Source organism: Micromonospora sp. NPDC005806 (assembly GCF_042871425.1).
Lineage (GTDB): Bacteria > Actinomycetota > Actinomycetes > Mycobacteriales > Micromonosporaceae > Micromonospora.
Map to the genome: position 1 here is coordinate 193,409 of NZ_JBIAIL010000008.1, position 20,860 is coordinate 214,268.

A 20,860-nucleotide genomic window follows, 5' to 3' on the forward strand; every position below is an offset into this window, starting at 1 on the left:
GGACATGCCCGGAGCAGGAGGCTGCATGGGCTCGGCCCAGCGGGGCGAGGACGGGGATCGCGCGCCCTCGGGGACCGGCGAGGCGGGCCTCCCGGCACTGCTGGGCGCGGCGTTCGCCGCGGGCGGCGAGATGGGCGGGCGGCTGCGTGGCTTCGACTGGTCCACCACCCCGCTCGGCACCCCGAACAGCTGGTCCGCCGCGCTCTGCCACACGATGAGCACCATGCTCTCGTCCCGAGCCCAGATCGTGGTGTTCTGGGGCGAGGAGCACCTCGCCTTCTACAACGACGCCTACCGGCCGACCATCGGCGACAAGCACCCGGCGGTGATCGGTCAGTCCGCCCGCGAGTACTGGGCGGAGACCTGGGACGTCCTCGAGCCGCTGCTGGACGGGGTGCGCCGCACCGGCGTGCCGTACCGGAGCGAGAACCATCCCTTCGTGCTCAACCGGCACGGCTTCCTGGAGGACGTCTACTTCGACATCTCGTACGACCCGATCCGCGAGGCCGACGGCAGCGTCAACGGCGTGTTCTGCTTCGTCAACGAGACCACCGGTCGGGTGCTCGGCGAGCGGCGGCTGCGCGCCCTCGCCGAGCTCGGCACCGAGCTGGCCGACGTGCAGAGCACCCTCGAACTGGGCCGGGCCGCCGCCCGGGTGCTCGACACGCACCGGTCGGACGTGCCGTTCAGCGCCATCTGGCTGCACGACGAGGAGGGCGCACCGACGCTGGCCGGCTGCGCCGGCGTCGACCCGGGCCTGGTCGCCGGCGGGCCGCCCGAGCCGGTCGACGGGGAGAGCGGCGCCGCGGCCCGTTGGGTGCCCGTCGCCGACCTGTTCGGCCAGGTGCCGCCGGACGCCGCCGACCACGCCCTGATGCTGCCGCTGGTCGCCACCAACGAGCCGGCCGGCATGCTGCTGCTCGGGGTGGCCCGCCGGCTTCCGTTCGCCGACGACTACCGCGATTTCGTCGACCTGGTCGCCGCCCAGATCTCCCGGGCGGTCGGCAAGCAGCGGGCCTACGAGCACGAGCGCGCTCGGGCCGCCGAGCTGGCCGCACTGGACCTCGCCAAGACGAACTTCTTCGCCAACGTCAGCCACGAGTTCCGTACCCCGCTCACCCTGGTCCTCGGCCCGCTGGAGGACCTGCTCGCGGACCCGGCGCTGCCGTCCGCGTACACCGAGCGGCTGAGCATGATGCACCGCAACGCGCTGCGGCTGCTCAAGCTGGTCAACACCGTGCTCGACTTCTCCCGGCTGGAGTCCGGCCGGCTGGCCGCCCACTACCAGCCGACCGATCTGGCCGACTACACCTCCCGACTGGCCAGCACCTTCCGCTCGGCCACCGAGCGGGCCGGGCTGCGCCTGGTGGTCGACTGCCCCCCGCTGCCCGCGCCGGTCCACGTCGACCGGGACATGTGGGAGAAGATCGTCCTCAACCTGGTCTCCAACGCCGTCAAGTTCACCTTCGACGGCGAGATCCGGGTCCGGGTCCGCGCCCGCGACGGCGCCGCCGTGCTGGAGGTGGCCGACACCGGCGTCGGCATCGCCGCGGAGGACCTGCCGCACGTCTTCGAACGGTTCCACCGGGTGCCAGGGGTCCGCTCCCGCACCCACGAAGGCACCGGCATCGGCCTCGCCCTGGTCCGCGAGCTGGTCGAGCTGCACGGCGGCACGGTCGAGGCGCGCAGCGCCGTCGACCAGGGCACCACGTTCACCGTGACCGTCCCGTTCGGGTACGGACACCTGCCCGCCGACCGGGTGGCCGCGCTCGCGCCGGTGCCGCTGAGCGAGCCGGAGCAGGGCCGCCGCTACGTCGCCGAGCCCGCGCTCTGGACCGACGAGGTGAGCTGGCCCGGTGGGCTGCCGGAGCCGACCGGCACGCCGGCCGAGGCGGGCCGGATCCTGCTCGCCGACGACAATGCCGACCTGCGCGAGCACGTCAGCCGGCTGCTCTCCCCGGCGTACGAGGTGGTCGCCGTGCCGGACGGGGTGGAGGCGCTGCGACTGGCCGTCGACTCCCCGTTCGACCTGGTGCTGACCGATGTGATGATGCCCGGGCTGGACGGCTTCGGGCTGGTCACCGCGTTGCGGGCCAACCCGGTCACCCGGCACGTGCCGATCGTGCTGCTCTCCGCCCGGGCCGGCTCGGCCGAGGAGGTCGCCGGGCTGGCGGTCGGCGCCGACGACTACCTGACCAAGCCCTTCTCCAGCCCGGAACTGATCGCCCGGGTCCGGGCCAACGTCGAGCTGGGCCAGCTGCGCGGGCAGATCATCCGCCGGCTGCGCGCCCTCGCCGACGCGGCCGTGGCGATCAACACCGCCCGGTCCACGGCCGAGGTGGTGCAGGTCGCCGCCCGGCATGCGCTCAGCCTCGCCGAGGCGGCCCGGGTGGTGGTCACCGCCACCGGGGCCCGCTACGAGGCGGACGGCGGCGGCGACGCACCGCTCGAGCCGTCGGCGGTGCTGCCGCTGACCGGGACGACCGGCGAGCAGCTCGGCGAGCTGCGGGTGTGGCGCCGGGAGGGCGGCGGCACCGAGCAGGCCGCGCTCACCGAGCTGGCCCGGCTGGTCGGCGTACGGCTGGAGAACGCCCAGCTCTACGAGGCCGAGCACCGGATCGCCACCACCCTGCAGCACAGCCTGCTGCCGCGAAAGCTGCCGCAACTGCCCGGCGCGGTGGTGGCCAGCCGCTACCTGCCCGGCAGCGCCGACGTCGAGGTCGGCGGCGACTGGTACGACGCGATCCGAACCCCGGACGGCGAGCTGGTGCTGGTGATCGGCGACGTGGTGGGCAAGGGTGTGCGGGCCGCCGCCGCGATGGGCCAGCTCCGCAACGCGCTGCGGGCGTACGTGCTGGAGGGCTTCGGCCCGGGCCTGGCGCTGACCCGGCTCAACCACCTGGTCGGCTCCACCGAGGGCGGTTCCTCCGCCACCGTGATCTGCCTCTGGTTCTCGCCGCGCACCGGACGGCTGCGGTACGCCAGCGCGGGGCACCCGTCCCCGCTTCTGATCCACGGGGACCACGTGGCGTTCCTGCACGACCGGGCCCTCGGACCGCCCATCGGCGCGATCCCCGGGACCGAGTACCGGACCGTCGAGGGCGAGCTGGCCCCCGGCGGTCGTCTGTTGCTGTACACCGATGGCCTGATCGAGGACCGGCAGTTCGGCGTCGACGCCGGCCTCGGGCAGCTCCGGCTGGACGCGACCACCCGGGCCGACCACGTGGCCGACCTGGTCGACGCGGTGGTCGAGCGGGTCGCCGGGCAGGCCCGGCACGACGACGTGGCGGTGCTGGCGCTGGAGGCGGCGGAGTTGAACCGCCTCACCCTGCGGCTGCCGGCCGACCCGACCCGGCTCAGTGTGCTGCGCAAGCGGTTGGAGGACTTCCTCGTCGCTCACCGCGTCGGCGAGAACGACCTCTTCGACCTGACCGTGGCGATCTCCGAGGCCGCCGCGAACGCCATCGAGCACCCGGTCTCCCCGGCCGAGCCGGTGATCTCCATCGACGTGACGATTTTCGACCGCACGGTGACCGCGACGATCCGGGACAGCGGCCGGTGGCGGGAGTCCACCGGGTCGAGCTTCCGCGGTCGGGGGCTGGCGTTGATCCAGGCGCTCGGCGACCTGACCGTGGTCCGGACCGACGAGGGCACCGCGGTGACGCTGCGCCGCCGGCTGGCGGACTGAGGGCCCCCTGCCGCCACGCGGCCGGGCCGGTCGGTCAGGCGGGCAGCAGCCAGTCCTGCTCGCCCAGGCCGGAGATCTCCAGCACCCGGCGGACCTGGCGGGACGGCAGCACGGTCAGCGCGCCCGGGAACCGCTGGGCCAGCCGGACCACCGCGTGGATCGCCGCCGAGTCGAAGAAGGTGACCCCGCGCAGGTCCAGGGTGACGTGGGAGGCGGGCTCGCGGAGCGCGGTCTGGAACATGGTGTCGGCCGTGGCCATGTCGACCTCACCGATCACCACGACCCGGAGCCGGTCACCGTCGACCTCCGCCGTCGCGGAGAAGACGGGAGATGGGGCCCCTTGATCCACGGAGCAACAATGGCACAGCGGTTGCGGCGCGGCAACAACCTGGGCGAGCGGGCCGTGGCGGTGGTCGCCCCGGCGTGCGGCGATAGGCTGTGGTGATGACCGTCCGTGCGCCGCTGACCCCAGGCACGCTCTCCCCGTGGCGAGCGGTACCCGCCCACATCCCGCGTCCCGAGTACGTGGGCAAGAAGCGTCCGCAGGAGTGGCGCGGGTCGCACGTGCAGACGCCGGAGACCATCGAGAAGATGCGGATCGCCGGCCGGCTCGCCGCTCAGGCCACCCAGCTCGCGGGCGAGCACTGCAAGCCCGGGGTGACCACCGACGAGATCGACAAGGTGGTCCACGAGTTCCTCTGCGACCACGGCGCGTACCCGTCGACGCTGGGCTACAAGGGCTTCCCGAAGTCCTGCTGCACCAGCCTCAACGAGGTGATCTGCCACGGCATCCCGGACTCGACGGTGCTCCAGGACGGCGACATCATCAACGTCGACGTCACCGCGTACCTCAACGGGGTGCACGGCGACACCGACGCCACGTTCTGCGTGGGCGAGGCGAGCGAGGAGGCCCGGCTGCTCGTCGAGCGGACCCACCAGGCGATGATGCGCGGCATCAAGGCCGTCGCCCCGGGCCGGCAGATCAACGTGATCGGCCGGGTCATCGAGTCGTACGCGAAGCGGTTCGGCTACGGCGTGGTCCGCGACTTCACCGGCCACGGCATCGGCGAGTCCTTCCACAGCGGCCTCTACGTGCCGCACTACGACAGCCCGCGCCCCACCGAGGTGATGGAGCCGGGCATGACGTTCACCATCGAGCCGATGATCACCCTCGGCACCTACCAGTACGACATGTGGGACGACGGCTGGACGGTGGTCACCAAGGACCGTAAGTGGACCGCCCAGTTCGAGCACACCATCGTCGTGACCGACGACGGCTACGAGATCCTGACCCTGCCGTGACCGAGACCCCGGCGGCGCTGCGTGAGGCGCACCACGCGGACGTGTCCGGCGGTTGGCTGCGGCCCGCCGTGTTCGGCGCGATGGACGGCCTGGTCACCAACATCGCCCTGATCGCCGGCGTCGGCGGCGGCGGGGTCTCGCCGCGCAGCGTCATCCTCACCGGAACCGCCGGCCTGGTCGCCGGCGCCATCTCGATGGGGCTGGGGGAGTACACCAGCGTCCGCTCGGCCAACGAGCAGGTGGCGGCCGAGGTGGCCAAGGAGCGGCGTGAGCTGGAACGCCACCCCGAGGCGGAGGCCCGCGAACTGGCCGACGCGTGGGTGGCCCGGGGCCTGCCCCGAGACCTGGCCACGCAGGTCGCCGACGCGGTCCGGCGCAACCCGGAGGAGGCGCTGCGGATGCACGTCCGGGAGGAGCTGGGCGTCGACCCGGACGAGCAGCCGAGCCCCTGGGCGGCGGCGATCTCGTCGTTCCTCTGCTTCTCGGTGGGCGCGCTGGTGCCGTTGCTGACCTACCTGCTCGGTTTCACCAGCCTCTGGCTGGCGCTCGGCGTCGGCGGGGTGGGCCTCTTCGTGGCCGGCGCGGTCGTCGCCCGGTTCACCAACCGGACCTGGTGGACCAGCGGCCTGCGGCAGCTCCTGCTCGGCGCGCTCGCGGCCGGCGCGACCTACCTGGTCGGTGCCCTGATCGGCATCCAGGGCGGCGTCGGCTGACCTCGCCCGCTCATCGACGGCGGGGGCGGTGGGGGGTCAGCCGTCGAGGAGGTCGTCGACGGTGCCGTCGATCGGGCGGCCTCGGGCGGCCAGCTCCTCGGCCTGGCGGGCCAGCACCGTCCCCACCTCGGTCATGTCCGCGCCGGCCAGCCCGGTACGCCGTACCGCGTCGCCGGGGTCGCGGAAGTAGGTGCGGCTGAACAGGCCGTGCACCGTGGCCGCGGCCAGTCGGGCCTCACCAAGCATCAGCAGCGCCTGGTCGGTCTCGTACCACTCGGCCAGCCGGAGCGCCCGGGCGTGCGCCGCGCTGCCCCGGTACCACGCCCGGCGGGCGGCGCCGGTGAACTCGGCCGGCCGGGCCCGGGCCAGCCGGGCCAGGTGCTCGTCGCGGAGGGTGCGCAGCCAGCCGGTCGGGTCGTGCAGCGCGCGGGTGGTGACGTACCGGTCGGCGGTGAGCGGCCAGAGCGGGGTGATGGCGCGGGCCTGCCGCAGGTAGTCGTCGGCCCCGGCGACGGTGAGGTCGACCAGCACCCCGTCCACCCGGCGGGTGGCCGGGGCGGGTCCGCCGCCCGGCCGGTAGGTGACCAGCAGCAGCCCCACCTCGCCGTCCCCGCCGCCGTCGTCGTCGCCGTGCGCCAGCGGGCCGTGCACCGCGACCGCGAGGATGTCGGCCGCGAACCGGCGCAGCGCAGCGTCACTCACCCGCTCGGCGACCCGCCACCGGGGGTCGTCCAGGTACCGGACGGTCTCCACCTCGGCGCCGCTGGCGTCCACGGCCCACCTCCGATCCGCGAGCGGGGCGGCCCGTCGGCGGCCCGGCACACGTCGACCGCCCACCACCCTAGCCAGGCGCCGGGTGCGTACCCGGCCGCCGCGCCGACCGTCGCGGGTCAGCCGGCGGGGGTCGGCTCGCCGGTCGGGACCAGGCGGAAGACCGGGATCTCCCGGCCGCCGGCCCGTTCCACGTAGGTCCGGTAGGCCGGCCACTCGGCGACCAGCCGGGCGAAGAGCCGCTCCCGCTCGTCGCCGCTGATCAGGTCGGCGCGGACCGGCACTCGGCGTCCCGTCACGTCGATCTCGGCGGCGGGCTGGGCGAGCAGGTTCAACGACCAGGCCGGCTGGTGCTGCTGCCCCCAGTTCGAACCGATCACCACGTACGCGTCGCCGTCCGGCACGTACAGCAGCGGATTGCGGCGCGGCTTGCCGGAGCGGCGGCCGGTGGTGGTGAGGACCAGGGAGGGCACCAGCCCGAACGCGACCACCCGGCCCTTGGTCAGCCGGCCCAGCAGCCGGTCGGCGGGGACGAGCGGGCGCAGGGCGGCGGCGAACCCCTTCTGGTGACCGAGGCGGCGGGCGAGGGTTCCCAGGGCGGACACCCGCCCAGTGTGCCGGCCGCGGGCCGCCGGCGACACCCGCTGACCGGACGCCCGACTTCGGACCGGCTCAGTCCAGTCGGCGCTCCACCGGGAGTCGGGACCGGGTCAGCAGCCCGGCCCCGAGCATGGCCATCAGCGGCACCACCACCAGCACGCCCAGCGTCAGCCCGGGCACCACCAGCGGGTACGGCTCCACGACCGGCCAGGACTGGGCGTACCGCCGATTCAGGGACAGCAGGATGATGGCCGCCGAGCCGAGGCCGGCCACGATGCCGAGCGCCGAGCCGAGCACCGCGATCACCCCGGCCTGGCAGAGCGACAGCACCCGGCGTACCCGGGGATCGGCGCCGACCGCGGCGAGGGTGGAGACGTCCCGGCGGCCCTCGGCGGCGGCGAGCCCGGTGGCCACCCCGGCCGCGCCCAGGGTGATCACGCCGGAGGCGACCGCCACCAGGAGCAGCAGCGGGCGCCGGTCCGCCTCCGGCCCCGCCTTGGCCACCTGCACCGACAGCGGGGCGACCCGGGACAGCTCGGCGGCGAGCCGGCCCTGCTCCCGGTCGGTCGGCGGGCCGTCCGTGTCGACCGCGTAGCCCAGCGGCACCCCGACGAGGCCGACGGCGGCGGCCGCCGTCGGGGAGAGGAAGAGCCGGTCGACCGGAAGGCCGCCGCGCAGCGGGTACCCGGGCAGCACGAGGGTGGCCGTCGGGGCGCCGGAGCCGTGGGTGACCTCCACCGTCACCCGGCCGTCCACCAGCCGCCGGGGGTCGGTGACCACCACCCCGCCGGCCCGCAGCATCCGGGTGGCGGCGGCGACCTCCTCCGTCGGGGCGCCGGTGAGCGCGGGCAGGGCGGCGCCGTCGTCCACCACCGCGGGCAGGCCGATGTCGCTCGGCTCGCGGAACGTCCGGACGCAGCGCGGATCGTCCCGCGCCGGGGCACGTCCGATGGTGGCGGTGCCCCAGATCGGCTCGTCCGGGCAGCGCCGGTCCGGCGGCAGCACCGCGGCGGCGACGCAGAAGTCCTCCGGGGCGGCCGGCCGGGCGCACTCGGGGGTGGCGAGCGGGACTACCGCGGCGTTCGGCAACACGCCCCGGACCCGCTGCGCGACCTCGTCGGCCGGCGGCAGCGACCCGGCGGCGTCCGGCGGGTCGGTCCGCAGCAGCACCACGTTGCCGGGCGGCAGGCCCGGCTGCCAGGCCGCGCGGTCGCGGGCGTCGTTGCTGGCCACGTAGACGCCGAGGGCGACGCTGCCGGCCACCGCCGCCATCACCGCGGAGATGGCCGGCGCGGCCGAGGAACGGTTGCGGCTGGCGTCGCGCAGCGCGAGCCGGGGCGTCAGCGGCAGCAGCCGGCCCGCCCGGGCGAGCAGCCCGATCAGCGTCGGGGTGCAGAAGACCAGCCCCAGCTCGCCGAGGATCAGCCCGGCCAGCACCACGGTCGGGGTGATGCGGGTGGCCCCCAATGCGGCGACGGCGGAGCCGGCGACGGTGAGCAGCGCCCCGAGCACCAGCCAGCGCCGACGGCGCCGGGGCGGGTTGCGCCGGCCGGCGAGGCCGGTCACCACGTCCTGCCGGGCGGCCGTCCAGGCCGGGGCCAGCGCGGCCAGCAGTCCGGCCAGCACCGCCACCGCGGCGATCGCGGCCAGCGCCGACGGGAAGATCCGGTACCCACCGAAGCGAGCGGCCGTCAGGTACTGCTCGACGAGCGGCCGGCCGGTGAACGCGGCGCCGACGCCGAGCAGCAGGCCGACCGCCGCCCCGCCCGCGCCGAGCACCACCCCGTCGGCGAGCACGATCCGGCGCAGGTGCACGGCGTCCCCGCCGGCCACCGCCACCAGGGCGAGGTCCCGCCGGCGCCGGCGTACGCCGACCGCGAAGGCCGGGCCGACCAGCAGCACCACCTCCAGCAGGCCGAGCCCGCCGACCAGCACCGCGTTGCCGGCCTGCTCCGGGTCGGGCAGCGTCGAGCCGAGGTGGACGTCGTCGCGCCCGGGCAGCGGGGCCCGGGCGGACACCACGATCCCGCGCGCGTTCAGCCGGTCGGCCAGCACCCGGTCCACCGGCCCGGGCAGGTCCACCAGCCAGCTCTCGTCCGGCGGGAGGACCGGCCCGGCCGGGGCCTCCGGCCGCAGCGCGACCACTTCCCGCAGGTCGTCCGGGAACTCCACGACCCCGACCACCGAGTACGTCCTGCCGCCGGTCGTGCGTACCGCGTCGCCGAGGCGTACGCCGAGCCGGTGCAGCGCGCGCGGGCTGACCGCGATCTCGTCGGGGGCGGTCGGCCGGCGGCCGGCGCGCAGCGCCGCGAGCGGGCGGGTGAGCGGGTCGGTCAGGTCGACGGCCCGGGCGTCGATCGACACGGCGCGGCCGTCGATCCACACCTCGAAGGGGACCCACCGGCGCAGCAGGCTGACCCGACTGCCGGCGGGCAGCACCGACCGGATCTCGTCGGCCGTCACCGGGTGGATCCGGGGTGCCGGGTTGCCCTCGGCCGTGCCGTAGCCCTCACCCCAGGCGTCCTGGGTCACCGGATTCACCGCCGTCCAGCGCAGCTCGGCGTCGGCCGTCCCGAGCCGCCGCTCCAGCTGCTCCGCCCGGGTCAGCTCGGCCATGTCGTAGCTCGCGGCGGCGAAGCTCAGCGCCAGTACGGGCAGCGCGATCATCGCCAGCACCAGCGCCGTACGCCCGCGGGACCGGCGGGCCTCGCGCCGCGCGATGCGCAGCGCGGTCCGCCACGAGCCGAGCGTGGCGGCGAGGCGGCCCCGGCTCACCGCCCGCTGCCGCTGAGCAACTGCTCGACGCCGACCAGCGGCGCCGTCGAGTCCACCAGCACCCCGTCCCGGAGGAACACCACCCGGTCGGCCCAGCCGGCGTGCCGCGCCTCGTGGGTGACCAGCACCCCGGCGGCGCCGGCGTCCACCCGGCGGCGCAGCAGGTGCAGCACCGCCTCCCCGGCCTCCGAGTCGAGCGCCCCGGTGGGCTCGTCGGCGAGGACGAGACGCCGCTCGCCGACCAGGGCCCGGGCGATCGCCACCCGCTGCTGCTGGCCGCCGGACAACTGGTCCGGGAACCGGTCGCCCAGCCCGTCCACGCCCACCTCGGTCAGCGCGGCCAGGGCCGCCTTCCGGGCCGCCCGGACGCCGGCGCCGTCGAGCTCGAGGGGCAGCGCCACGTTCTCCGCGGCGGTGAGGCTGCCGAGCAGGTTGAGGTCCTGGAAGACATAGCCGATCCGGCGGCGGCGCAGCCGGGCCAGCTCGCGGGCGCGCAACCCGCCGAGCGGTTCCCCCTCGACCAGCACGTCGCCGCCGGTGGGGCGGTCCAGGCCGCCGGCCAGCGCCAGTAGCGTCGACTTGCCGGAGCCGGACGGGCCCATCACGGCCACCAGCTCGCCGGCTTCGACGGTGAGACTCACCCCGCGCAGGGCGTGCACGGCGGTCTCCTCGGCACCGTGGGTCCGGTGCACGGCCCGCAGTTCCAGTACCACGCTCACCGGCGTCCCTCCCGCCGCTCCGGCCCCCGGCTCACCGGCGGGCCGCCTCGTCGGTCCGGTCCACCGCCTCGGGGTGGCCGGCCGGCCGGCTCGGCGCGGGACGGTAGCGGACCAGGCTGGTCTCGCAGTGGTCGAGCCACCGGACCTCCGCCTCGGCCTGGAAGATCATCGCGTCCAGCACCAGCCGCCAGGGCAGATCCTCCGGCTTGTCGCTGGCGTACTTCAACCGGGTCAACTCCTGCAGCGCGCGCATGGTGGCGCTGCGCTGGGTCTGCACCACCGCCCGGACGTCCACGCCGGGGGTGGTCAGCGCCAGGGCCAGCTTGATCGACAGCTCGTCCCGGGGCCGGTCGGCGCGGCTGATCGGGGTGGCGAACCAGAGCGCCAGGTCCGCGCGCCCGGCGTCGGTGATCTCGTACGGCCGCTGTCCGCTCTCGCTCTCCGGCAGCGGGTGGACCAGGCCGTCGCGTTCCAGCCGGGCGAGCGTGGTGTAGACCTGCCCGATGTTCAGCGGCCAGGTGGAGCCGGTCGACTCCTCGAACGCGGCGCGCAGCTGGTAGCCGTACATCTGGCCGCGTTCGAGCAGGGCGAGCAGGCCGTGACGGATGGACATGGCCAGGAGTATGCATACCTGGTATGCGGGCCGCAACCGGGGCGATCCGCCGCGTGACCAGGCCGCGCGTCAGACCGGCCGGCCGGGGAACGGGACGGTGAGCGGGGTCACTCCGGCGGTGCGCCGCCAGCGGGTGGCCCGCAGGGCGCAGTCGGTCAGCGCCGCGAGGGCCTGGTTGCGGTCGGCGCCGGTGGTGTGCGGCAGGGCGGCCCGCCAGTGTCCCGCGGTCCGCTCCTCGATCTCGACCGCCAGCTTGAGCGCGCTCGCCCGGTCGGTCACCGGGTACGGCAGGGCGTAGCCGGCCCGGTCGGCGGGGACCTGGCCGCCGCTCGCGCTGAGCTGGAGGATGAGGGCGTCCCGGCGGGCCCGGTGCGCCGCCTCGGCGTTCCGGGCGGCGGCACGCGCGGCGTCGGCGAGATGCACGCCGATCACCCCGTACGCCCAGATCGCCGCGTACTCGGCGGCGAGCGCGTCGGCGCGGGCCTGGGTCGGCCCGCCGGTCGGTGCGGTACGCGGGATCACTTCAGCGCCTCCACGTGGGTCGCCCGGGCGGCGGCGATCGAGCCGAGCAGCGCGGCCCGTTCGGCCGGCGCGGCGGCGCACGCCTTCGCCGCGTTCTCCCGGCCCTGCTGTTCCGCCTGGCGCAGCTCGGCGAGCAGGCCGTCGGGGTCGGTGGCCGCCGCGCTCGGGGTGGCGGCGGGCGGGCCGGACGGGGCCGGCCGGCCGATCACCTTGCGCAGCTCGTCGGCGTGCGCCCGGTGGGCGTCGGCGATGGCGGTGAGCCGCTCGGCCAGGGTGGGCGCGGCGGCGACGGCGGCCCGATGCCGGGCCTCGAGCGCGGCGGACTCCGCCGCGAGCGGCTCGAGCGGGTCCGGTGCCGGTGGCTTGTCGTCGCCGCCGTCGAAAAGATCACAGCCGGTCAGCGGTACGGCCGCGCTGCCGAGCGCGACCAGCGCCCCGGCGCGCAGCAGGTTTCGCCGGGAATGTCCCGGTGTTCCGTTCCGTTGTGTCGTTCTGCGCGTCGCCACCGGACAAGTCAACACCATCGGTGCGGCGTCGTGGGCCAGAGCCGTCGGTGCGCCGCCGGGTCCGCCGCCCCGCCCGCGCGTTACGCTCTGCGCAGCCACCGGACGCGTTCGCCCCGGTGGCGTGCCGGCATGGCGGGCCGATCGGCCCGTCCGACCAGCGGACAGGGCGGGCCCGGCGGCCCGCGAACAGCAGAGAGGTGCGCCAGATGACGCAGCGTGGCCGTGCCACCCGGCCGACGGGGCCCTCCGGGCGACCCCGGCGGTCCGACGGTCCCCGTGGTGGGGACCGGGCCGGCGCGCCCCGCGGCGACCTGGCCGCCCGTCGGGCCCGGCTGCGCGAGGTGATCGAGCCGGTGGTCAACGCCGCCGGCTACGACCTCGAGGACCTCTCGGTCTCCCGGGCGGGTCGCCGGCATGTGGTCCGGGTGATCGTGGACGCCGAGGGCGGGATCAACCTGGACGCCGTGGCGGACGTCTCTCGGGCGGTCTCCGCCGCGCTGGACGCCGCGGAGGAGGCCGGCGGTGACCTCGTCGCCGGCGAGTACCAGCTGGAGGTCAGCTCGCCGGGCGTGGACCGGCCGCTCACCCTGCCTCGGCACTGGCGGCGCAACGTCGGCCGGCTGGTCAAGGTGACCGTGCGGGGCGCGGCGGGCGTGCCCGAGCAGCGGACCGCCGGGGACCGGCAGCTCACCGGCCGGGTGGTCGAGGCCGACGACGAGCGCGTGGTGCTGGAGACGGATGCCGGCCGCACGGAACACCCGTACGCCGAACTCGGACCCGGCCGGGTCCAGGTGGAGTTCAGCCGCCTCGACGAGGTGACGGACGACGAGTTCGACGGCGACGAGACTGACGACATCGACGACGAAGATGATGTGGAGGACGAGGAGAGGTGAACATCGACCTCGCGGCGCTGCGCGCACTGGAGCGCGAGCGGGAGATCCCGTTCGACACCATCCTCGCGGCGATCGAGACCGCGTTGCTGACCGCCTACCGGCACACCGACGGCGCCGAGCCGCACGCCCGGGTGGAGATCGACCGGAAGACCGGCGCCGCCTCGGTGTACGCGCAGGAGGTGGACGCCGACGGCACCGTGGTACGGGAGTGGGACGACACCCCGCACGACTTCGGTCGCATCGCGGCCATGACGGCGAAGCAGGTGATCCTCCAGCGGCTGCGGGAGGCCACCGACGAGGTGCACTTCGGCGAGTACGTCGGGCGCGACGGCGACCTGGTCACCGGCGTGGTGCAGGCGCACGAGGCGCGGGCCGAGAAGGGCATCGTCAGCGTCGACCTGGGCAAGCTGGAGGGCGTCCTGCCCCAGTCCGAGCAGGTCCCCGGCGAGCGGTACGCGCACGGCGAGCGGATCCGCTGCGTCGTGGTGCACGTGGCCAAGGGAATGCGCGGTCCGCAGATCACGTTGTCCCGTTCGCACCCCGCGCTGGTGAAGAAGCTCTTCGCGCTGGAGGTGCCGGAGATCGCCGACGGCACGGTGGAGATCGGCGCGATCGCCCGTGAGGCGGGTCACCGTACGAAGATCGCGGTGCGCTCGACCGCCCTGGGCGTGAACGCCAAGGGCGCCTGCATCGGCCCGATGGGCCAGCGGGTCCGCGCGGTGATGAGCGAGCTGCACGGCGAGAAGATCGACATCATCGACTGGTCGGACGACCCGGCCACCTTCGTCGGCAACGCGCTCTCGCCGGCCAAGGCGCTTCGGGTCGAGGTGGTCGACCTGGCCAGCCGGACGGCCCGGGTCACCGTGCCGGACTTCCAGCTCTCCCTGGCGATCGGCCGGGAAGGGCAGAATGCCCGGCTTGCTGCCCGTCTGACCGGTTGGCGGATCGACATCCGTTCGGACGCCGAGCAGACCGGCGGGGCCGGCCGGGGCGAAGCTGATCACGTCCCGGAGCCGGGCGGCGCGGTCTCGAGCAGCTAGGGGTAGACTTCCTCCAGTGGTACGACGCACGGAACCGGTGCGCACCTGTGTGGGTTGCCGGAGACGTGCGCCGGCCAGTGAACTGCTGCGGATCGTCGCGGTCGCGGACGGGGCTGGTCACAGCCTCCGGCCCGATCCGGCCCGCAGACTGCCGGGTCGGGGAGCGAGCATGCACCCTGATCCGGCCTGCTTCGCGCAGGCAGTGCGGCGCCGCGCTTTCGGGCGGGCACTGCGCATCACCGGGATCATCGATCACGGTGCGCTGGCGGAGCACATTGACGCGCCAACCTCTACGTCCGGTCAGCCCGACCGGACGAGAGATCGCTAGCAAGGTAGGACGACCAACATGAGCACACGATGAAGTCGCAGAAATGACCAGGCTTCAAGTGCACGAGTGAGGTCGCTGCGGGTGCTGCCCGCACGACCTCGGAGTGAGGAGTGCAGTGGCAGGAAAGGCCCGCGTACACGAGCTTGCTAAGGAGCTCGGGGTCGAAAGCAAGACCGTTCTCGCCAAGCTGAAGGAAATGGGCGAGTTCGTCAAGTCCGCGTCGAGCACCGTCGAGGCGCCCGTCGCCCGACGGCTGCGTGGCGCCTTCGTCGCGTCCGCCGGTGGCCCCTCGGCGCCGGCCGCCCCGCCGTCGGCCGCCCCGACCCCGACCCCGACCCCGACGCCGTCCCTGACCCCGGGTGCCCCCCGGGTCTCGGCCAAGCCGATGCCGCCCCGGCGGCCGGCCGCGCCGACCCCTGGACCGAAGCCCAAGGGCCCGGTCCCCGGCCCGCCGCAGCCGGCGACCCCGGTCGCCAAGCCGGCGAGCGCGCACGACATCGAGGTGGCGGCCGCCGAGGCGCGCGCCGCCGCGCTGAAGGCTGAGCAGGAGGCCGCGGTCAAGGCCGCCCAGGCCGCCCGCCAGCAGCAGCGCGAGAACGTCCGCCGGGAGCCTCCGACCGAGGGTGGCCCCCGTCCGGGCCCGCGCCCGGGTCCGGGCGCCGTGCCGCCCCGTCCGGGTTCCCCGGCCGCCGGTCGTCCCGGCGCGCCGACCCCGGGTCCGGGCGGTCGTCCGGGCGGTCGTCCGCCGGCGCGCGGCGCCGGCAACAACCCGTTCGGCATCCAGGGCGGCCAGCAGCAGCGGCCCCCGGCCGCCGGTGCCGGCGGTCCCCGTCCGGGCCCGGCCGGCATGCCGCCGCGGCCCAGCCCGGCTTCCATGCCGCCGCGGCCCAGCCCGGCCTCCATGCCGAGCCAGCGCCCCACCACGGGTCGCCCCGGCGGTCCTGGTCGTGGTGGTCCCGGTGGCGGCGCCGGTCGTCCCGGTGGCGGCGGCGGCTTCCGCGGCGGTCCCGGTGGCGGCGGCGGTGGCGGTGGCTTCCGCGGCGGTCCCGGTGGCGGCGGCGGTGGCGGTGGCTACCGCGGCGGTCCCGGTGGCGGCGGCGGTGCTCCCGGCGGTGGTTTCCGTCCGGGTGCCCCGGCCGGTGGCGCCGGTCGTCCGGGTGGTGGCGGTCGTGGCCGTGGCGGTGGCGCCGCGGGTGCCTTCGGGCGTCCGGGTGGCCGGCCGACCCGCGGTCGCAAGTCCAAGAAGCAGCGCAGACAGGAGTTCGACAACCTGTCGGCCCCGACCATGTCCTCGGGTGCCCCCCGAGGTCAGGGTCAGGTCGTCCGGTTGTCCCGTGGCGCCTCGCTGTCGGACTTCGCCGACAGGATCAACGCCAACCCGGGTTCGCTGGTCCAGGAGATGTTCAACCTGGGCGAGATGGTGACCGCGACCCAGTCCTGCTCTGACGACACCCTGCTGCTGCTGGGTGAGCACCTCGGTTTCGACGTGCAGATCGTCAGCCCGGAGGACGAGGACCGTGAGCTGCTCGCGCAGTTCAACATCGACCTCGACGCGGTGGTTGCGGAGGACCGCCTGGTCAGCCGTGCGCCGGTGGTGACCGTCATGGGTCACGTCGACCACGGTAAGACCAAGCTGCTCGACGCGATCCGCAAGGCGAACGTCGTGGCCGGCGAGGCGGGTGGCATCACCCAGCACATCGGCGCGTACCAGGTCCACGTCCCGCACGAGGGCGAGGACCGCGCGGTGACCTTCATCGACACCCCGGGTCACGAGGCGTTCACCGCCATGCGTGCCCGTGGTGCGCAGGTGACGGACATCGTGGTGCTGGTGGTCGCGGCCGACGACGGCGTGATGCCGCAGACCATCGAGGCGCTCAACCACGCCAAGGCGGCGGACGTGCCGATCGTGGTCGCGGTCAACAAGGTCGACAAGCCGGAGGCGAACCCGGACAAGGTCCGCCAGCAGCTGACCGAGTACGGCCTGGTCGCCGAGGAGTACGGCGGCGACACCATGTTCGTCAACGTGGCGGCCAAGCCCGGCATCGGCATCGACGACCTCCTGGAGGCCGTCCTGCTGACCGCCGACGCGTCGCTGGAGCTGACCGCTCCGATCGACGGGCCGGCGCAGGGTGTCGCGATCGAGGCGCACCTGGACAAGGGCCGCGGTGCGGTGGCGACCGTGCTGGTGCAGAAGGGCACCCTGCGGGCCGGCGACTCGATCGTCGCCGGTGGGGCGCACGGCCGGGTCCGGGCCATGCTGGACGAGAACGGCAAGCCGGTCGACGAGGCCGGTCCGGCGCGTCCGGTCATGGTGCTGGGTCTGACCACGGTGCCGGGAGCGGGTGACACCTTCCTGGCCGCCGAGGACGACCGGACCGTGCGGCAGATCGCCGAGCAGCGGCAGGCGCGGCGGCGGGCGGCGGCATTCGCCAACTCCCGTGGCCGGGCGACCCTCGAGACGCTCATGGAGCAGCTCAAGGAGGGCGAGAAGACCTCGCTCAACCTGGTGCTCAAGGGCGACGTCTCCGGTTCCGTGGAGGCCCTCGAGGACGCGCTGTTCAACCTCGACATCCCGGAGGAGGTCCAGCTTCGGATCATCCACCGGGGCGTGGGTGCGATCACCGAGAGCGACGTCATGCTCGCGAGCGCCTCGTCCGAGGCGGTCACGATCATCGGCTTCAACGTGCGGGCCGCCAACAAGGTCCGCGAGATCGCCGACCGCGAGGGCGTGGAGATCCGGTACTACACGGTCATCTACCAGGCCATCGAGGAGATCGACGCGGCGCTCAAGGGGCTGCTCAAGCCGGAGTACGAGGAGGTCGAGCTGGGGACCGCGGAGATCCGCGACGTCTTCCGCTCGTCCAAGATCGGCAACATCTCCGGTTGTATCGTCCGGTCCGGCCTCATCCGCCGCAACGCCAAGGCGCGGCTGCTGCGGGACGGGGCGGTCGTGGCGGACAATCTCACGATCAGCTCCCTGAAGCGGTTCAAGGACGACGCGACGGAGGTCCGCGAGGGCTTCGAGTGTGGTCTGACGCTGGGTGGTTTCAACAACGTCCAGGTCGGCGACATCATCGAGACCTTCGAGATGCGGGAGAAGCCGCGCGCCTGAGCGGCGTGAACAACCGGCGACGGCCGGGGCCTACAGGCCCCGGCCGTCGCCGTTTCCGCAGGCTGCGACAATCTCCGGCGTGCTCAGGTACGCGCTGCTCCTCGCCCCCTCCACCAACCGCGTCTACGCCGACGCGGCCGGCCGGCTGGCCCGCGCCGAGCTGGAGATCTTCGCCGGCTCCGGGGTGCTCGACGCCGCCCCGGTGGACGCCGCGGTGGAGCGGATCGGCGGGGTGGAGTACCTGACCTTCGCCGCGCCGGAGCCGGGGCTGGGCGCACGGGACCTGGCGTACCTGGCCAACCTGTCGGCGGCGTACGCGCTGTTCGAGCGGGTCGGCGACGATCTGCTGCGGCCGGTGCCGCTGCACCCCCTCGCGCGGTACGACTCCGACCTGATCACCATCCCCAAGTACGCCGGGAAGACCAACGAGCAGTTCACCCGGCTGCTGCTGAACGCCACCCTGCTCGCCTCGGCCTCGGCCGGCGCGATGCTCGACCGGCAGCTCGTGGTCCTCGACCCGCTCTGCGGCCGGGGCACCACGATCAACCAGGCGCTGATGTACGGCTACGACGGCATCGGCGTCGAGCACGACGGCAAGGACGTCGACGCCTACGCGGCGTTCCTGCGTACCTGGCTGCGCCGCAAGCGGCTCAAGCACACCGCCGAGATGGTGCCGGTCCGTCGGGACCGCAAGCTGGTCGCCCGGCGCTTCGAGGCGGTGCTCGCGCCGTCGCGGGACGACCACCGGGCCGGGGCGACCCAGCGGGTCACCGTGCTGCACACCGACACCACGCGGGCCCGGGAGGTGCTGCGGCCACACTGCGCCGACGTGATCGTGACGGACGCGCCGTACGGGGTGGCGCACGGCAGCCGGACCGGGGAGGGGCTGTCCCGCAGCCCGCTGGACCTGCTCGCCGCGGCGGTGCCGGTCTGGCGGGAACTGCTGCGTCCCGGCGGAGCCGTGGGGCTGTCCTGGAACACGCACGTGGCGCCCCGGGCGGCGGCCGAGGCATTGCTGACCGGGGCCGGCCTGCGGGTGACGACCGGGTCCGGCTACCTCGGTCTCGCGCACCGGGTCGACCAGGCGATCGACCGGGACGTCCTGGTGGCGGTCGCGCCTCCGACGACTCCAGCTCGGCGCGTCTGAGCACCGCGCCGCGACCTGAAGCCGTCGCTGGAGCCGTCGGCCGAAAACGGGTGACCGGGGCGGCGGATCTGCCGTACCGTTGCTCGCCGTGTATACCGGAACCGCGCATTTCGACCTGTTGCTGCCGGGGGATTCCCGGTCCCTGAAGGCCAAGCGGTCGTACGTCCGGCCGATCGTCGCCGCGCTGCGCCGGTACGAGGTGTCGGCCGCCGAGGTCGGGGCGCTCGACCTGCACGGCCGGGCGGAGATCGGGGTGGCCGTGGTGGCCGCCGAGGCGGTCCACGTTAGGGAGGTGCTCGACTCGTGCGAGCGCCTGGTGGCGGCCCGCCCGGAGGCCGAACTGCTGTCGGTCCGCCGCCGGCTGTACGGCGCGGAGGACTGACCCGGTCCGGGCCGCTGGGGTGGCGCGGCCACCCACCGGCGGCCCCGCGCGAGGGCCACGATCGCGCGGGTAGTGTTCGAGATGTTGGGCGGTCGGACCCGGCGGCGCCCGCGCCGTCGTCTCCGGCCGGGAGCGGGACGCCCTGGAGGTGGGGGACATGACGGATCCGGCCAAGGTACGCCGGCACGCGGAGCGCATCCGTGAACTGGTCGCGTCGGTGGTGCGGAGCCAGATCAAGGACCCCCGGCTCGGGATGATCACCATCACCGATGCCCGGATCACCGCCGATCTGCGCGACGCCACCGTCTTCTACACGGTGCTCGGCGACGCGGCGGCCCAGTCCAGCACGGCCGCCGCGCTGGAGAGCGCCAAGGGCATGCTGCGCAGCACGGTCGGCAAGGCCCTCGGGCTGCGCCACTCGCCGACCCTGACCTTTGTCCTGGACGACGTGCAGGACCAGGTCAAGCACATCGACGACCTGCTCGCCGCGGCCCGTACCGCCGACGCCGAGGTGCAGCGGTTGGCCGCCACCGCCCAGTACGCGGGCGAGGCGCAGCCGTACCGGGTGGACGAGGACGAGGAGGGCACGGAGGACTCCGCCGCCGAGGCCGGCGACGAGCCGCGCGGCGGCGACCGCCGGTGACCTCTCCCGCCGCGAGCGGTACGCCGGCCGGTGCCGGCCCGACCGACACCGACTGGGCAGCCGCCGTCGCGGCGGTACGCGGGCTCCCCGCTGATGCGCGGGTGCTGCTGATCTGCCATGTCAACCCGGACGGCGATGCGCTGGGCAGCATGCTCGGCTTCGGGCTGGGCCTGCGCCGGTGGGGCGTACGGCACCTCCAGGCGACCTTTCCCGGGCCGCCGGTGGTGCCCGAGCCGTTCCGCTGGCTGCCCGGTCTCGACCTGCTCGTGCCGCAGGACGCCGCGTACTCCGATCCGGACCTGGTGATCTGCTTCGACGTGGCGAGCGAGTCCCGGCTGGGTGACCTGGTCGACCGGCTGGACAAGGCTGGGACGGCCCTGGTGCTGGACCACCACGCCTCGAACACCCGGTTCGGCGGCATCCACCTGGTGGACCCGCACGCGGCGGCCACCTCGGTGGTCGCCGAGGGGCTGCTGGACCGGCTCGGGGTGCCGCTGGACGTGGAGATCGCGACCTGCCTCTATGTCGCGCTGAGCACCGACACCGGCTCGTTCCGCTTCGCGGCCACCACCCCGGCGGTGCACCAGATGGCGGCCCGGTTGCTGGCCACCGGCATCCGGCCCGGGGACATCTCGCGGCGGATCTTCGACACCCGCCCGTTCGGCGCGGTCCGGCTCTTCGGCGAGGTGATCGGCCGGGCCCGGCTGGAGCCGGCGGCCGCCGCCGGGCGCGGGCTGGTCTGGACCTACGCCACCCAGGACGACCTGGTCCGGTACGACCAGCCGGCCTACGTGCTGGAGGCGCTGATCGACTCGATCCGGTGCACGGCCGAGGCGGACGTGAGCTGCGTGGTCAAGCAGGTGTCGGACGCCGAGTGGGCGGTCTCGCTGCGCAGCAAGGGCGCGGTGGACGTCAGCGCGGTGGCGGTGGCCCTCGGCGGCGGTGGGCACCGGTTCGCGGCCGGGTTCACCGGCGGTGGCACCGTCGGCGAGGTGGTGGACCGGATCCGGGCGGAGCTGGCCGGGGCGTTGCTCCCCAGCTGAGATCAGGGGCGACTCCGGGGCGTGCCGGTCTTCCCGCGCTCCGTGAGGCTGGGGACAATCGGG

The 20,860-nt window shown here is 74.7% G+C and carries 18 protein-coding genes and 1 pseudogene; 11 read left to right on the plus strand and 8 right to left on the minus strand.

Translation table 11 applies throughout. The features are described from left to right. Positions 1–25 precede the first annotated feature (25 nt). Positions 26–3,688: a SpoIIE family protein phosphatase gene (locus ACFYOS_RS12135; protein ID WP_387139030.1), complete on the plus strand. Its 3,663-nt coding sequence runs from the start codon at positions 26–28 to the stop codon at positions 3,686–3,688. 34 nt (positions 3,689–3,722) lie between these two features. Here ACFYOS_RS12135 and ACFYOS_RS12140 read toward each other — a convergent pair whose 3' ends face one another. Beyond that, positions 3,723–4,037: an STAS domain-containing protein gene (locus tag ACFYOS_RS12140; RefSeq protein ID WP_387139034.1), complete on the minus strand. Its 315-nt coding sequence runs from the start codon at positions 4,035–4,037 to the stop codon at positions 3,723–3,725. 95 nt (positions 4,038–4,132) lie between these two features. Between ACFYOS_RS12140 and map the strand changes: the two genes are divergently transcribed. Then, a complete protein-coding gene (map, locus tag ACFYOS_RS12145) occupies positions 4,133–4,990 on the plus strand; it encodes a type I methionyl aminopeptidase (RefSeq protein WP_387139037.1) in 858 nt (285 codons plus the stop codon). Beyond that, positions 4,987–5,703, plus strand: coding sequence for a VIT1/CCC1 transporter family protein (locus tag ACFYOS_RS12150; protein ID WP_387139040.1), 717 nt, complete (start codon positions 4,987–4,989; stop codon positions 5,701–5,703). The genes map and ACFYOS_RS12150 overlap by 4 nt, the downstream gene beginning before the upstream one ends. 36 nt (positions 5,704–5,739) lie before the next feature. Here ACFYOS_RS12150 and ACFYOS_RS12155 read toward each other — a convergent pair whose 3' ends face one another. The 7 genes from ACFYOS_RS12155 to ACFYOS_RS12185 form a co-directional block, all read right to left on the minus strand. After that, the gene (locus ACFYOS_RS12155; RefSeq protein ID WP_387139043.1) at positions 5,740–6,477 is read right to left on the minus strand and encodes a nucleotidyltransferase domain-containing protein; all 738 of its coding nucleotides are present in this window, start codon (positions 6,475–6,477) and stop codon (positions 5,740–5,742) included. A gap of 116 nt (positions 6,478–6,593) precedes the next feature. Continuing rightward, positions 6,594–7,079 carry a nitroreductase/quinone reductase family protein gene (locus ACFYOS_RS12160; protein WP_387139046.1) on the minus strand — a complete coding sequence of 162 codons (486 nt, stop codon included), beginning with the start codon at positions 7,077–7,079 and terminating at the stop codon, positions 6,594–6,596. Between the two features lie 67 nt (positions 7,080–7,146). Then, positions 7,147–9,849 carry an FtsX-like permease family protein gene (locus ACFYOS_RS12165; protein ID WP_387139049.1) on the minus strand — a complete coding sequence of 901 codons (2,703 nt, stop codon included), beginning with the start codon at positions 9,847–9,849 and terminating at the stop codon, positions 7,147–7,149. After that, positions 9,846–10,562 carry an ABC transporter ATP-binding protein gene (locus ACFYOS_RS12170; protein WP_387139137.1) on the minus strand — a complete coding sequence of 239 codons (717 nt, stop codon included), beginning with the start codon at positions 10,560–10,562 and terminating at the stop codon, positions 9,846–9,848. Before ACFYOS_RS12170 ends, ACFYOS_RS12165 begins: the two co-directional genes overlap by 4 nt. 37 nt (positions 10,563–10,599) lie before the next feature. Then, the gene (locus tag ACFYOS_RS12175; RefSeq protein ID WP_387139052.1) at positions 10,600–11,181 is read right to left on the minus strand and encodes a PadR family transcriptional regulator; all 582 of its coding nucleotides are present in this window, start codon (positions 11,179–11,181) and stop codon (positions 10,600–10,602) included. Positions 11,182–11,250: 69 nt separating this feature from the next. Continuing rightward, positions 11,251–11,700 (minus strand): ferritin-like domain-containing protein, encoded by a 450-nt coding sequence (locus tag ACFYOS_RS12180; RefSeq protein ID WP_387139140.1) that lies wholly within the window; start codon positions 11,698–11,700, stop codon positions 11,251–11,253. Next, positions 11,700–12,152: a hypothetical protein gene (locus tag ACFYOS_RS12185; RefSeq protein WP_387139142.1), complete on the minus strand. Its 453-nt coding sequence runs from the start codon at positions 12,150–12,152 to the stop codon at positions 11,700–11,702. The genes ACFYOS_RS12180 and ACFYOS_RS12185 overlap by 1 nt, the downstream gene beginning before the upstream one ends. Before the next feature lie 263 nt (positions 12,153–12,415). Here ACFYOS_RS12185 and rimP point away from each other — a divergent pair, with 263 nt between their 5' ends. From rimP to ACFYOS_RS12225, 8 genes and pseudogenes are all read left to right on the plus strand, one after another. Then, a complete protein-coding gene (gene rimP / locus ACFYOS_RS12190; RefSeq protein ID WP_387139055.1) occupies positions 12,416–13,102 on the plus strand; it encodes a ribosome maturation factor RimP in 687 nt (228 codons plus the stop codon). After that, positions 13,099–14,142 (plus strand): transcription termination factor NusA, encoded by a 1,044-nt coding sequence (gene nusA / locus ACFYOS_RS12195; protein ID WP_387139058.1) that lies wholly within the window; start codon positions 13,099–13,101, stop codon positions 14,140–14,142. The genes rimP and nusA overlap by 4 nt, the downstream gene beginning before the upstream one ends. A gap of 16 nt (positions 14,143–14,158) precedes the next feature. Next, positions 14,159–14,492 (plus strand): annotated as a pseudogene (locus ACFYOS_RS12200) (YlxR family protein). Positions 14,493–14,585: 93 nt separating this feature from the next. Further along, positions 14,586–17,582, plus strand: coding sequence for a translation initiation factor IF-2 (gene infB, locus ACFYOS_RS12205; protein WP_387139061.1), 2,997 nt, complete (start codon positions 14,586–14,588; stop codon positions 17,580–17,582). 79 nt (positions 17,583–17,661) lie between these two features. Then, a complete protein-coding gene (locus tag ACFYOS_RS12210; RefSeq protein ID WP_387139063.1) occupies positions 17,662–18,729 on the plus strand; it encodes a TRM11 family SAM-dependent methyltransferase in 1,068 nt (355 codons plus the stop codon). A gap of 88 nt (positions 18,730–18,817) precedes the next feature. Beyond that, complete coding sequence (locus ACFYOS_RS12215) at positions 18,818–19,111, plus strand: DUF503 domain-containing protein (protein WP_387139066.1); 294 nt, start codon at positions 18,818–18,820, stop codon at positions 19,109–19,111. A gap of 157 nt (positions 19,112–19,268) precedes the next feature. Beyond that, the gene (gene rbfA / locus ACFYOS_RS12220; protein ID WP_387139069.1) at positions 19,269–19,754 is read left to right on the plus strand and encodes a 30S ribosome-binding factor RbfA; all 486 of its coding nucleotides are present in this window, start codon (positions 19,269–19,271) and stop codon (positions 19,752–19,754) included. Next, a complete protein-coding gene (locus tag ACFYOS_RS12225; RefSeq protein ID WP_387139072.1) occupies positions 19,751–20,797 on the plus strand; it encodes a bifunctional oligoribonuclease/PAP phosphatase NrnA in 1,047 nt (348 codons plus the stop codon). The genes rbfA and ACFYOS_RS12225 overlap by 4 nt, the downstream gene beginning before the upstream one ends. Positions 20,798–20,860 lie beyond the last annotated feature (63 nt).

What these genes read in the sequence shown, in the direction of transcription:
- map (WP_387139037.1), top strand. Translation starts at nt 4,133, where the DNA reads ATGACCGTCCGTGCGCCGCTGACCCCAGGCACGCTCTCCCCGTGGCGA.
- rbfA (WP_387139069.1), top strand. Translation starts at nt 19,269, where the DNA reads ATGACGGATCCGGCCAAGGTACGCCGGCACGCGGAGCGCATCCGTGAA.
- ACFYOS_RS12175 (WP_387139052.1), bottom strand. Translation starts at nt 11,181, where the DNA reads ATGTCCATCCGTCACGGCCTGCTCGCCCTGCTCGAACGCGGCCAGATG.
- rimP (WP_387139055.1), top strand. Translation starts at nt 12,416, where the DNA reads ATGACGCAGCGTGGCCGTGCCACCCGGCCGACGGGGCCCTCCGGGCGA.
- ACFYOS_RS12135 (WP_387139030.1), top strand. Translation starts at nt 26, where the DNA reads ATGGGCTCGGCCCAGCGGGGCGAGGACGGGGATCGCGCGCCCTCGGGG.